Origin of the sequence: Alteromonas sp. 1_MG-2023 (assembly GCF_030547075.1) — a bacterium.
In the GTDB taxonomy this organism is placed as follows: Bacteria; Pseudomonadota; Gammaproteobacteria; order Enterobacterales; family Alteromonadaceae; genus Alteromonas.
On the sequence record NZ_JAUOQH010000002.1, the window covers coordinates 71,834 to 84,582 of the forward strand.

The window sequence follows — 12,749 nt, forward strand, 5'->3', positions numbered from 1 at the left end:
CTTTAGATTGAATACTTGATGTTAAAAGAAACGAAGTCTCTGTCTGACAACGCATTGGTAGTACCAACACCGCCCCAGAATGCACTATAAGACGCTGTCGCTGACCACTTACTCAAATAGTCAAACGTTAAAGCGAGTGCCGCAGATTTAACATCTTCGGTGAAAACATAGAGAGGATCAGGTGTTGTACCCTCTACATCGTGAGAGAACGTTGCACGAGCTCGAAGGTTAACCCCCGCCATAATATCGTTCCAATCAGCAACGGCGAGTAGTCTGTAACCCCACGCATCATCAGTGGCAAATGGATTTGTTTCAGGCCCATCTGAAAGCGCTTGATGTAGACCTTCACGGTAGTTACCATCGGCCGTAGGCTCTAATGATGGTGTACGTGCTGTACCCGGCGCGTTTAAGCGAATAACTTCTGGATCTGGCATATCAACAATATTGACATAACCAAGTTCACCTAAAAGTACGAAGTTATCAGCGCCAAATTTAGGGCCATAAACGTGTGATGCTGTTAACTGCATCTGCCATGTATCTGAGAATAAGAAACCCTCAGCAGTTTCACCAGGCCCAACATCACGTCCAATATTTCCTAATTGAGAAATTCCGTCGAAATCTGGACGAATCCCCGCATTCGCGAGTTGTTGCGGCATACCCATATAGAGTAGTTCAACATCATCAATTTGTAGCGGTTCATCTACACGGTAAGCAAATTCACCGGCTAACGCAGTTGTACCAACGTTAGTGTTAAAACTTAAACCATAAAGCTTAATGTCTTCTGGGTAATAAAACTCAGATTGGGTAAACGCACCTAATTCAGTGATGTTATCGCGATTAACTTCATTCGTAGCCAAGAATGCTAAGTCAGAAGCAATACCTTCGTCAGTAAAGTCTGATGTAATACCTGAAATTAATGGACGTTGGCTATGATAGTTAATGTGATAGAAACTGATTTCAGACTCATTCAACGCTTCTGCAAACCAAGTCACACGTAAACCGTATTGACCTTGGTCGTCGGCGTCTTTATGCGCTTTGTCAGAATATCCGCGAATAGCCACTTTAGTTGGGTATGCTAAGTACGCTGAAGCAATATCAGAGGCATTCCCGCCAGCACGCAACATATCGCCGTAGCCGTTAAGCGCAGATAAAAGGTGGTCTAAATCGATATCAGGGTTACCACTGAAACCTAGCTGGACGTTTTGACGTTGACCGCCCTCACCTGCAAAGTCGTTACCTGCAAAGTAGCTTCCAGAAACTGGCAACCAGCTGCGTTCCCATTCATATTGATAATAACCAGAAACGCTTAACGTATCGGACAAACCTAAAGACGCGTAAACCATTCCTACTGGAATGAATACTTCTTTAAGTTCTGCACCTGGTGCACGAGCACGGGTAACGTCAACTGGGTTTGTTGTATTGATACCATGCTGAATGAAAGTGCTTTCTCCCCAGCTGATAACTTGACGCCCTACGCGAAGCGTTAGTGGCTTATCGCCAACCCACCAATCGCCGTAGAAAAATGCATCGTAAAGTCTTACATCAGTACACAATAAATCTTTTGCTTCTGGGTCTTGGCAAAGGTCATACTGAGCACCAGTAATGGCGTTAGTATTAGGACGATCACCGTCCATTTGCTCAAAATCATAGAACCAAAAACCACGCGCGAAGAAACCAAAATCGCCGAAGTTAATATCTAGTTCATGGTTACCTGAAATTTGCGTTGCAAAAGCATCACCTGGATCGTGAGACAAATTTCCTAGGTCACCATTGGTTGAGTAACCGCCGTCAGCTAGCGCCCATACGTCGCTACTAGGATAAAGTGGATTAAATGCAGCATGGTAGCCTGACCAATCAAACTGTGCGTGATTACTATTTCCGATAAGACTGTAATCTCTAGACTCGGTACGAATACTAGTCGCAGCAGTGATTGTAGAATCAAGAGAAATGCTAACATCACCTACTTGCCAATTAGCGGCGTTAGCAGGAAGTGCGGCAGCACCCAAAAGGGTTAGCACACCTACAGCAACAGGTGACATCTTAAAAGCGTGAGGCCTATTTATCATATTTTTATACTCCCTAGTCGACGCACAAGGCGGCGTGACATCGTGATCAACCATAACGATTAACAAAATGATTACATCATTTTGCCACTTTCGCAAGAAGTAATCGTACCAGTTAACAAAATTTACAACATTAGTCGTATCAAATAGTTATTGCTTTGTGGGGACTATAAAAGAGACTTATCCGAAAGGTGTAGACAAATGCCGAGGTTTCTAAAGTTTAGTCTAAAAATCAACCAACGGTCTAACTTTGTTAATTTTAACGTAATCGTTCGAAAGCTTTAATTTTACGGTTGGTATCGACGACCATGCGAAAACGGCCAATAACACCTTGAGAGGTAATGAATTGTTTTATTCTGCTAGAAGGGACTTGTACGCTGGTGCCATTTTCCGCCACCATAACGACATTGGGCATGGTACCAGAGTACAGTGCCTCACATTGAATGTAAGGCACATTAACTGAAAAATAATAAACGGTATCAGTGGCTAGAATGGTTGTCATAAGCCAAGCTTTTGCTCACTTTTTCAAACACATCTTTACTCAAACCTTTATGATTTAATAATCGGCCTAGTTGCGCTTTCATCAGGTCCTGATGTGACTCTGCAAATCCTTGCCATTGAATCAAAGGAGTGACAATTCGTGCAGCAACCTGAGGGTTTATGGCATCTAATTTAATAAGGTAATCGGTAACGAACTTATACCCTTCCCCGTTCAGGTCATGAAAGCGCTCGCTGTTGTAAAAGGCAAAGCTTCCAATAAGTGAACGCACCCGATTAGGGTTACCCATACTAAATTGAGGATGTTCGCTAAGCATAGTGATCGTAGCAAGTATATCTTCACGGGGTTGGGTCGCATGTAAAGCGAACCATTTATCGAGCACTAACGGATCGTGACGCCATTTTTCCTCAAACTTAGCCATCAAACTTTCAAACGCGTCCGTCGGTAAGGATTGCGCAGCTTTCAACGCACCGAGTGTATCTGTCATGTTATCGGTGTTATCAAACTGGGATATCACTAAGTCTTGATGCTGCGGTAAACGGGCTAAATGCGCTAACAGCACATTTTTACAACGCCTAGCGTTTACCGCGTCTTGTTGATAGGTATAGGTTTGCGTTTGAATACTGTTAAAGGCTTTGAGTAGTACTGCTTCCAACTGGGTGGAAAATTGACGACAAAACGCTTTACGTGCATCAATAAGCGGCTGCACGCTAATGTCGCTTCGCGACTGACACAAGGTTTCAAACGAAGGTACCACCAAGCATTCACTTAAAAGCTCGTTGTTACCAATTTCACTGTCTATTGCTAAGCGGATACCATTCCAAATATCACTGTCTATCGTGGCAGTAGGGTTTTCGTATAATTCGCTTATACAGCGGTTATACAAAGTTTGCATGGCATCCCAACGATTAAACGCATCTTGCGAATAAGTAAAGATAGTAAGTAATGAAGCGGTGTCGAGCTCATTGTGTACTTTTACTGGCGCAGAAAAATTGCCTAAAAGTACAGGCGTTAACTTTTTCGCATCACAGGTAATAGTAATAGTTGATTCCGCTGCATCTACTATCAAGAGATCGTTTTTAATTGCACCATTGTCGTCTTGGTATTTATTACCCTGCTCATCGATGACCTCGAAGCCCACAGGAATATACAAAGGAAGCTTTTCACTTTGATCTGCTGTACTGGGCGTATGCTGCGTCAACTTGAAAGTATGAACATAGCCGGTCTTGTCTTTTTCTACGTTCTTTTTAACATTATGTGCAAGAGAGACTTGCGGTGTGCCAGATTGACTATACCAGCGAGAAAACTGCGTAAGATCTAAATCAGTCGCTGATTGCATGGCAGAAACAAAGTCATCGCAGGTAACCGCTTGGCCATCATGACGACGGAAGTATTCGTCCATTCCTTTTCTAAAGCCTTCAGGCCCTAAAAGGGTATGGAACATGCGAATAACTTCTGCGCCTTTATCGTATACCGTCACCGTATAAAAGTTATTCATCTCAATAACTTCTTCAGGGCGAATGGGATGGCTCATTGCGCTAGCGTCTTCGGCAAATTGATGCTCTCGCATCACACGTACATGCTTGATACGATTACTTAACGGCGAAGTCATGTCAGCACTGAATTGCTGGTCTCGAAATACCGTTAGCCCTTCTTTAAGACTGAGCTGGAACCAGTCTCTACAGGTCACTCGGTTGCCGGTCCAGTTATGGAAGTATTCGTGAGCGATAACAGCTTCTACATTAAAGAAATCATCATCGGTTGCTGAGTCTTGGTCGGCCAGTACAAATTTGCTGTTGAATACATTCAGGCCTTTGTTTTCCATGGCGCCCATGTTGAAGAAATCAACGGCCACAATCATATATATGTCGAGGTCGTATTCCAACCCGAATACGTCTTCATCCCATTTCATGGCACGCTTTAAAGAGGCTAATGCAAAACTGCCTTGTGATTTCTTACCTTTATCAACATACAGCTCTAATGCCACCTCTTTACCACTTATGGTGGTATAGGTGTCAGTTAATAAATCGAAGTCGCCTGCCACTAATGCGAACAAATAGCAGGGTTTAGGGTGCGGATCGTGCCAGGTAACGAAGTGTGTACCATCAGGGTTTTCGCCACGTTCTACCGGGTTACCATTTGATAACAGCATAGGGAACGATTTATCCCCTATGACTTTTACTGTATAGACTGATAATACGTCAGGCCTGTCTGGAAAATAGGTAATGCGCCTGAAGCCTTCTGCTTCGCACTGCGTACAATACGCGCCGCCTGAAAGGTACAAGCCTTCTAAGGCTTTGTTATTTTCAGGGTCGATGTGATTCTCGATTTCTAATTCAAAATCATCAGCATCTACGTTTAGCGTTAACGTTTCATCGTCTAAGGTGTAATCGGTAAAAGGTGTACCGTCGATATGAACAGAAACTAATGTCAGCTTATTCCCGTCTAAGATGAGGGGCTGGCGTTTGTGTCCGTCGTTTTTTCCTGTGTCTTTAACCGAATCTTTAGTAAGCGTGCGTTTAACGCTAAGATTACTCTTTACCACGGTTTTTGTGGGGTGTAAGGAAATAGTCAGGTCGACTAACGGAATAGAAAAAGCGGGCGGAAGATAATCCGCCCTGCGTTTAGCTGTAACTGACATAGAGTCTCCTAAAACAGAAAGTCTACGCAACTATTATTGGTTTGCTTCGCCAGGTTGTTTTGCATAATCTGGAGGTGTTAGGCGAAGAATTTTAATTCCTAAGTAGGCGTAGATAATAGCAAGAATTGGGTTTATTACGTTAAAGAACGCATAGAAAACATAGTCGAATGGGTTTACTAACAGCACACTGTGCATGTAGGCACCACACGTGTTCCAAGGAATAAGTGGCGACGTTAATGTACCGCCATCTTCAAGACTTCTAGATAGATTTAATTGGTGTAATCCACGCTTTTCATACTCTTCTTTGTACATACGACCAGGCATCACGATAGAAATGTATTGATCGGCAGTCACTAAGTTGGTCGCAAAACACGTAAGAATAGTTCTGCTTACCATATCACCGGCCGACTTTGCGCCTAATAAAATAGCAGAAACTGCACGCTTCAATAGCCCTACTCTTTCAAGTACCGCACCAAATGACATGGCGCAAATAATTAACCATATCGTATTGAGCATTGACGACATACCACCACGAGAAAGCAAGCTATTCAAGTTTTCATCAGGGGTTGAGAAACTTACGCCGTCAAACAAAGCTGTCCATACCACTTTCAACGCACCAATGGTGGCGCTGTCGTCTGGGCTTGCCATGCTAGCTACCACATCATCTTGAAATAGAACAGCCCACACTGCGCCCAATAGTGCGCCGATAGATACAGCTGGAAATGCAGGTACTTTCTTAACAGCAAGGGTTAGCAATACAACCAGTGGTACCAATAAATACCAGCCTAAATCGAAAGATTCATTTAGCAAAATTTGCATTTGTTCAATTTGATCCGCTTTCGCTTCACCAGATTCGCTAAAACCCAGTACAACAAACAAAATCAGAGCAAGAATAAAACTAGGTACGGTAGTCCAAAGCATGTAGCGAATATGTTCAAATAAATCGGTACCCACTACCGCAGGCGCTAAGTTTGTGGTTTCAGACAGCGGAGAAATTTTATCACCAAAATAGGCCCCAGAAACCACAGCACCTGCAGTAATAGCAGCTGACATATCCATACCAGCAGCCACGCCCATCAGAGCCACACCTACGGTGGCCGCTGTAGTCCAAGAACTACCAATACTCATGGCAACCACAGCGCAAATTAAGCACGCGGCAGCATAAAAGAATGATGGGTTTAACAACTCTAGACCAAAATAGATAAGCGTAGGTACCGTACCGGCTAACATCCACGTACCAATAAGCGAACCTACGGCCAATAGAATTAAACACGCACCTAACGACATTGAAATACCGTTAACAATGCCTTTTTCAATGGTTTTCCAACTGTACCCGTTTTTCATGCCAATGATGGCGGCAAGACCCATCGCTAGTAATAAGGCAATTTGGTTTGGACCATAAGATGAGTTATCTGCAAACAAATAAACGGCACTTCCCATCATTAGCACGAGAGCAACAATGGGAATGAGGGCGTCAAATAATGAAGGTTCTTTTAATTCTTTAGTCGTTGTCATTTTTATTATTCTTAAGCCTTAAATCAAAAAACAGAGCGGTAAAACATAAGTGCGATAATAACTGGGCAGACGAAACGTACGTACCAAGGCCATATTTTCCAAAATAGCCCCTGTTCAGCATTAGCGTCACCTTCTTTAAGCTCGGCTAAAATGGCATCCCTGCGCCATACCCAACCTGCAAATATACACAATACTAAGCCAAGTAATGGCTGACTATATTCAGTGGTAAGTGCAATCACGAAGCCGAACAATGCATTAAAATTGAAAATGATAATACAGCTAAGCACAAAGATAATGGTTGCCATTAACACTACCGCTTTTTTGCGTACCAAACCTTTACTTTCTACCATGTACGCAACAGGTACTTCTAGCATAGAAATTGACGACGTTACCGCAGCAATTGCCATAAGGGCGAAGAAAGTAAAGGCAACAAACACACCTACTGAACCAATCGTATCAAATAAAGCAGGTAATACTTTAAATATAAGCGAATCGCCTTGAATCAAAGCACCTTCAGGCGTAAAGATTTCAACACCATTATGCAGCGCAACGTACATGGCAGGAATAATTAGCATACCAGCAATAACGGCAACACCGATGTCGACTAAAGCAACAGAAGCGCCAATGGTGGGCAGGTTTTCATTTTTGCTTAAATATGAGCCGTAAACCAACATAGTTCCCACACCTAATGACATAGAGAAAAAAGCTTGGCCCATGGCATCAATTAATAAATCAGGATCGAGAATACGAGAAAAGTCAGGGACGAGATAAGCACTCCAGCCATCAGATGCACCAGGCTGCAAACTTACATAAACGATAAGGGCTAAGATGAGAAGTACCAGTGTGGGCATCAGCCTAACTGACCACTTCTCAATACCAGATTTCACACCACCAACAACTATAAATGCCGTTAACGCCATGAATATAAAACAAAAAATAATGTTACGCGTAACCGATGACGTTAAGAGCCAATCACTTGCCGATTGCATACCCACCATATTAACGGCCGAATCAGCAAAATAAACCAGCATCCAACCACCGACTATGGCATAGAATGCCAAGATGAGTGATACCGTGACACAACCCCAAATACCCGTCGCCCGACCTAAAAAGTTACCGGATATTTTACCTAACGCATCCACCATATTGGAACGTGAACTGCGTCCAATAATAAGTTCTGCCATAAGCACGGGGTAAGCAAGAACAAATGCCAGTAGTAAATAAACCAGAACAAAAGCAGCACCGCCATTCGTTGCTACTTTGGTGGGGAACCCCCAAATATTACCGAGACCAACTGCTGAGCCCGCTGCTGCGAGCACGAACCCGATTCGAGAAGAAAACTCGCCTCTGATAGCCATGTGATTTCCCTTTATTTATTATTGTTGTTAGGTTTATCAGACACAAAAAAAGGGCTGGCCACTGACCAGCCCTCTGTCATCAACCTTTAATGTGTTATTGCATACCTACCTGTTTCAATCATATCGAATGTGATATTGGCAGCTTCATCTAAGAAAGGATCTAACTCTTCCATATCTTCGGGTAGGTCATCAAGTGTTTTAACTAATTCTTTGCCCATACGCTGTAAACGTTCGTTGGCTCTTTTAAGCGCTTTATCTTCAGCTTCTTTTTTATCTGACTCACGTTCAGATTTAACTAACGAGATAAAGTTTTTATCTTTGTTTTCTTTATACTCTTCAATGTCGTCTTGAATGTAAGAAAACTCAGGGTCTTGCATGATACGTTTATTATGCTTGGCGGTAAGTACATCAAGCGCTGCCTGACCATCTGCAAACGTAGTGTAATTAGCACGGTTGATACTATCCCAAGGTAATGCGTTATCCTGTTGGCTCTCGCCCCAATCAGCAGGTTCAATAGCTGACGGATAAAGAATATCAGGTACTACACCCTTGTGCTGAGTACTACCACCATTAATACGGTAGAACTTAGCAATGGTGAATTGCACGCTACCCAATGGGTTATCGTACAAGTCGTAAATTTTTCCTAAACCGCGATGTTGCTGAACAGTGCCTTTACCGAAGGTTTGTTCACCAATAATTAGCGCGCGATTATAGTCTTGCATTGCTGCGGCAAAAATCTCAGAAGCTGATGCACTGTATCGGTCGACTAATACAGTTAATGGGCCATCGTAAGATACTTTCCCATCGGTATCACGATTAACGCTAACCTTAGTTTGACCGTAGCGAATTTGTACTACTGGGCCTTTTTCAATAAATAGACCTGAAAGCAAAGTAGCTTCAGTTAATGAACCGCCACCATTACCGCGCAAATCAACAATAACACCTTTCACGTTTTGCGCTTTAAGGCTGTTGATTTCTTTTTCTACATCAACATGCAAGTTGTTGTAGAAACTAGGAATTGTAATAACGCCTAAAGGTTGACCAGCATGAGGACCAGTTTCTGGGGTGTACACCTCAGATTGTGCCGCTCTGTCTTCTAGTTTAATTTTGTCGCGAGTAAGACTAACAACAGACATTGTTTTGGCGTCTGTCGCGCCTTTTTGAACTTGTAAGCGAACCGCACTGCCTTTTGGCCCTTTGATAAGCTCTACAACTTCATCTAAACGCCAGCCGACTACATCAACAAACTCTTCATCTTCTTGCGCTACACCAACAATTTTATCTTCAGGCTTTAACGCCCCAGATTCATCGGCAGGACCGCCTGGGACAACACTTTTAATTACAGTGTAATCTTCTTCGCTTTGAAGTACCGCGCCAATACCTTCAAATTCCAAATTCATTTCCATTTGGAAGCGATCGGCATTTCTAGGTGACAAGTAACTGGTGTGGGCTTCAATAGTGCGAGCAAACGAATTCATTGCAATTTGAAATACATCTTCGCTTTTCGTTTGCTTAGTACGCTTGATAGAACGGGTATAGCGTTTCTCAAGAAGCTCTTTTGCTTCTTCCCACGTTTTATCGGCAAGAATAAGATTCAATGCATCATACTTAACCCGTTGACGCCAAATCTCATCTAATTCTTCTTCGCTTGCAGGCCATTCAGCCTCTTCACGATCGTAATAAAACTTGTCATCAGCCTTTTCGAAATCAAACGGCCCTTTCTCTAGCATGGCTAGCGCAAATTCATAACGCTCAATACGGCGCTGCGCACTCACGTTATACATATCGTACGCAACAGAAAGATTGCCTTTGCTCAAAGCATCATCGAAAGCGTTTCGATATTTTTCGAAACTCACCACATCAGAAAGCAATAGAACTTGCTTGTTATGGTCTAAAGAATCAATGAAACGCTGATAGATTCGCGCTGATAACACATCATCCAACGAAATTTCTTTATAGTGAGCGCGGGTAAATAACGCACTAACGCGTTTTGCTGCAACACTATGCTGTGTTTCTTGTTGAAGTACGGGGAGTTCTTCAACATCGGGGGTTGTGGTGACTGCACCAGCGCCTACCCCAACGGTAAGAAACGCACTAGCAATGGAAATTCGAAGGATATCTTTCATATTTACGACCTCTTGGAGCGTGCCAAACGTAAAGCATCTGCATTTACTTTTACCACCATACCTGAGTCTAACTGAACATGGATACCGTCTTTGGCAATTTCGGTAATAACTGCTGGCATAGGTGTTTTACCTAATTTAACTGTTACGTTAGTACCTTGTTGCATATCGGCATCTGTCAATTTAGCCGGTGGTGTCTTTGTTGGTCTCTGAATTTTCGGTTTAGTTCCCTGCTGGCCATCTTTGTTGTTGGCTGCTGGTGCTGAACCTGAAGATTTTGGACGTGCAAACTGTCGTTTTTCTTTCTTTTGAGGCTGCTGTGCTTGCTTAGCTTTGCGCTTTTCGGCGGCTTTCGCTTTGCTTTCTTCTAGCTGCTTCTGTGCATGATCGGCATGTTCTTTTTCAATGGTTTCTCCTTCAACACCATCTAAGTCGACACGTTTTGTGCCTTCTTTGATGCTGTAAAGGTAGCGCCAGCTGTTTGTGTAGTGACGAAGTGTAGAGCGGAGTAGTGTTTTACTCACGCGATCTTCGCTTTCTAAACGCTGTGCTAAATCCTGAAAGATACCGATCTTAAGTGGTAGGGCTTCGCCTTCAATACTAAAGCATTTAGGGAAGGTCTCGGAAAGGAAAGCGATAACTTCCTTACTGCTAGTAAACTTTTCTGGTGATTCCATTAAACTTTCTAAATTATTCAAGAGATTTCTTCATTACTCTCATCATCCCAAGTTGCCAGCGCGTGGTCAACCCAATCGAGTAATTCGTCATCATCAATTTCTAATAAATGTTTATCTTGTTGCCAAGACTCCCAACCGTGTTGCAATAATTGTTCAAGCCGATGGGTTTCAATATCTTCATCGGCTCTATCGTAAATTGCGTGAAGAATAAAATTTAATCGTTCTGACGCTTCATCAGGGTCATCGTGATTGTCTTCCATATCTTCATAAGTAGATAGTACTACATGGATATCAACGTTGTATTTCATAACGATTGCTGAGATTCAATAAGTATATCGGCTATTTTACACAACCCAAGCTCATCTTGCTCGTCGAAACGAGAAAATTCTGGGCTATCGATATCTAAAACACCAATTAGTTCGTCATTTACTACTAAAGGGATGACGATTTCGGAGTTTGAAGCGGCATCGCACGCTATATGACCTGAAAAGGAATGTACGTCAGCAATGCGTTGTACTGTGCGGGTTTCAGCGGCAGTGCCACACACACCTTTCCCCATAGGAATTCGGATGCAGGCAGGTTGCCCTTGAAAAGGACCTAATACTAACTGCGCTTCTTTATAAAAATAAAAACCAGCCCAATTTACCTTATCGAGATGGTTAAAAAGTAGTGCACTGATATTCGCCATATTGGCAATAACATCGTGCTCACCAGCAACCAGGCTTTTCGCCTGGCTTATTAACTGGGCATATTGCTCTTCTTTCAAACGGTAACCCTGCTATTGAATAATACTGAAACTAACATTTATACGTGCTTCAACGGTTTCTTGCCCAGGTAGAGAAACTGACATCTCTTTGGCAAACGCATCTGCACGCATAACTGGAACGGGCATATTGCCACCAGATTCAGAGATTGCAACTACTTCACCCACTTCAACGCCTAATTCCTTCGCTAAAAGTGCCGCTCGCGCCTTTGCATCTTTTACCGCAGCCAATAAAGCGGTTTGATAAGCATTGCCTTCAGACGTACTTACAAACGAAAACTGTTGAATACGATCAACACCTCGCCCAAGCACTCCATCAAGTACCTTATCATAGTTCTCGATATTCGAATCCGTTACCGAAATTTCTCTACTTAAGGTAAATCCGTCCTGTACTCTTCCATTGGGGCTATTGATATAGCGCGGGTTTAAACGTACTTGCATCGATTGAATATTGTTACGTTCAATTCCTTGTTCTAATAAAAAATTCACCACAGAACGCAAATCTGAAGCAAGTGTAGTATTAAGCTTTCCTACTGTTTTACCTTGTTCCTCAATGATTAAGGTAACTGAGTAAGCATTTGGTACAACCGATACCGCACCTGAACCTTGAACATGAATAAGCGGTTGCTGATGCTCTGCGTACGCTGGCGAACTTATTAATACAGCTGCCATACTTGATGCTAATACGACTGATAATAACTGTTTACGAGACAGCACGCACATAACAGGCGCAAGTAGCTGTTTGATTGAATTCATTTACAACTCCGTGTTTATTAAATTATTCAGGCAAATCATAAGTAACGGTAAGTGAACGTATTATGAACCGCAACTAAATCCTTCGTTAAACAGCTGAATTCAACAGTACGAGCGTTGAAGATAAAAAGCGTAAAATTTTTATTGTATCAGCCATATAAATCAGCTTTAAAGGTGAAAAAATGTACTGGTGATACTTTGTTATTGCTAAAATTCTTAGATTTTAGTCACTAGTGCGATACGTAAATGCCTAGTATTTGATGAAAGCGCCCAGCTTAAATGCTTAAGCATTTAGTAAAAGTACACAGCGAAATTGACTGACATTTGATAAAACGGATGGCGTGTAGTTGTTAAGTA

The 12,749-nt window shown here is 42.6% G+C and carries 10 protein-coding genes; all 10 read right to left on the reverse strand.

Annotated elements, in window-relative coordinates; genetic code table 11:
* Window positions 1-2: 2 nt before the first annotated feature.
* Window positions 3-2,066 (reverse strand): DUF1302 domain-containing protein, encoded by a 2,064-nt coding sequence (locus Q4561_RS02315; protein ID WP_303457323.1) that lies wholly within the window; start codon window positions 2,064-2,066, stop codon window positions 3-5.
* Window positions 2,067-2,322: 256 nt separating this feature from the next.
* Window positions 2,323-2,565 (reverse strand): DUF2835 family protein, encoded by a 243-nt coding sequence (locus Q4561_RS02320; protein ID WP_303457326.1) that lies wholly within the window; start codon window positions 2,563-2,565, stop codon window positions 2,323-2,325.
* Complete coding sequence (gene pepN / locus Q4561_RS02325; protein WP_303457329.1) at window positions 2,543-5,203, reverse strand: aminopeptidase N; 2,661 nt, start codon at window positions 5,201-5,203, stop codon at window positions 2,543-2,545. Before pepN ends, Q4561_RS02320 begins: the two co-directional genes overlap by 23 nt.
* Window positions 5,204-5,236: 33 nt before the next feature.
* Window positions 5,237-6,718, reverse strand: a complete 1,482-nt coding sequence (gene nhaC, locus Q4561_RS02330) for a Na+/H+ antiporter NhaC (RefSeq protein WP_303457331.1) — start codon at window positions 6,716-6,718, stop codon at window positions 5,237-5,239.
* Window positions 6,719-6,741: 23 nt separating this feature from the next.
* The gene (locus tag Q4561_RS02335; RefSeq protein ID WP_303457333.1) at window positions 6,742-8,076 is read right to left on the reverse strand and encodes a sodium-dependent transporter; all 1,335 of its coding nucleotides are present in this window, start codon (window positions 8,074-8,076) and stop codon (window positions 6,742-6,744) included.
* An 86-nt stretch (window positions 8,077-8,162) separates the two neighbouring features.
* Window positions 8,163-10,202, reverse strand: a complete 2,040-nt coding sequence (gene prc, locus Q4561_RS02340; protein ID WP_303457335.1) for a carboxy terminal-processing peptidase — start codon at window positions 10,200-10,202, stop codon at window positions 8,163-8,165.
* Window positions 10,203-10,204: 2 nt separating this feature from the next.
* Window positions 10,205-10,876 (reverse strand): RNA chaperone ProQ, encoded by a 672-nt coding sequence (proQ, locus tag Q4561_RS02345; protein ID WP_303457657.1) that lies wholly within the window; start codon window positions 10,874-10,876, stop codon window positions 10,205-10,207.
* 17 nt (window positions 10,877-10,893) lie between these two features.
* Window positions 10,894-11,184 (reverse strand): hypothetical protein, encoded by a 291-nt coding sequence (locus Q4561_RS02350; protein ID WP_159530267.1) that lies wholly within the window; start codon window positions 11,182-11,184, stop codon window positions 10,894-10,896.
* Entirely contained in the window at window positions 11,181-11,642 is a 462-nt protein-coding gene (locus tag Q4561_RS02355; protein ID WP_303457337.1) for a GAF domain-containing protein, read from the reverse strand. The genes Q4561_RS02350 and Q4561_RS02355 overlap by 4 nt, the downstream gene beginning before the upstream one ends.
* A gap of 12 nt (window positions 11,643-11,654) precedes the next feature.
* Window positions 11,655-12,395: an SIMPL domain-containing protein gene (locus Q4561_RS02360; protein ID WP_303457339.1), complete on the reverse strand. Its 741-nt coding sequence runs from the start codon at window positions 12,393-12,395 to the stop codon at window positions 11,655-11,657.
* Window positions 12,396-12,749: the final 354 nt, after the last annotated feature.

Bases quoted from the DNA above. Each gene is read 5' to 3' on its own strand.
- Q4561_RS02315 (WP_303457323.1), bottom strand. From the start codon at position 2,066: ATGATAAATAGGCCTCACGCTTTTAAGATGTCACCTGTTGCTGTAGGT.
- Q4561_RS02320 (WP_303457326.1), bottom strand. From the start codon at position 2,565: ATGACAACCATTCTAGCCACTGATACCGTTTATTATTTTTCAGTTAAT.
- pepN (WP_303457329.1), bottom strand. From the start codon at position 5,203: ATGTCAGTTACAGCTAAACGCAGGGCGGATTATCTTCCGCCCGCTTTT.
- nhaC (WP_303457331.1), bottom strand. From the start codon at position 6,718: ATGACAACGACTAAAGAATTAAAAGAACCTTCATTATTTGACGCCCTC.
- Q4561_RS02335 (WP_303457333.1), bottom strand. From the start codon at position 8,076: ATGGCTATCAGAGGCGAGTTTTCTTCTCGAATCGGGTTCGTGCTCGCA.
- prc (WP_303457335.1), bottom strand. From the start codon at position 10,202: ATGAAAGATATCCTTCGAATTTCCATTGCTAGTGCGTTTCTTACCGTT.
- proQ (WP_303457657.1), bottom strand. From the start codon at position 10,876: ATGGAATCACCAGAAAAGTTTACTAGCAGTAAGGAAGTTATCGCTTTC.
- Q4561_RS02350 (WP_159530267.1), bottom strand. From the start codon at position 11,184: ATGAAATACAACGTTGATATCCATGTAGTACTATCTACTTATGAAGAT.
- Q4561_RS02360 (WP_303457339.1), bottom strand. From the start codon at position 12,395: ATGAATTCAATCAAACAGCTACTTGCGCCTGTTATGTGCGTGCTGTCT.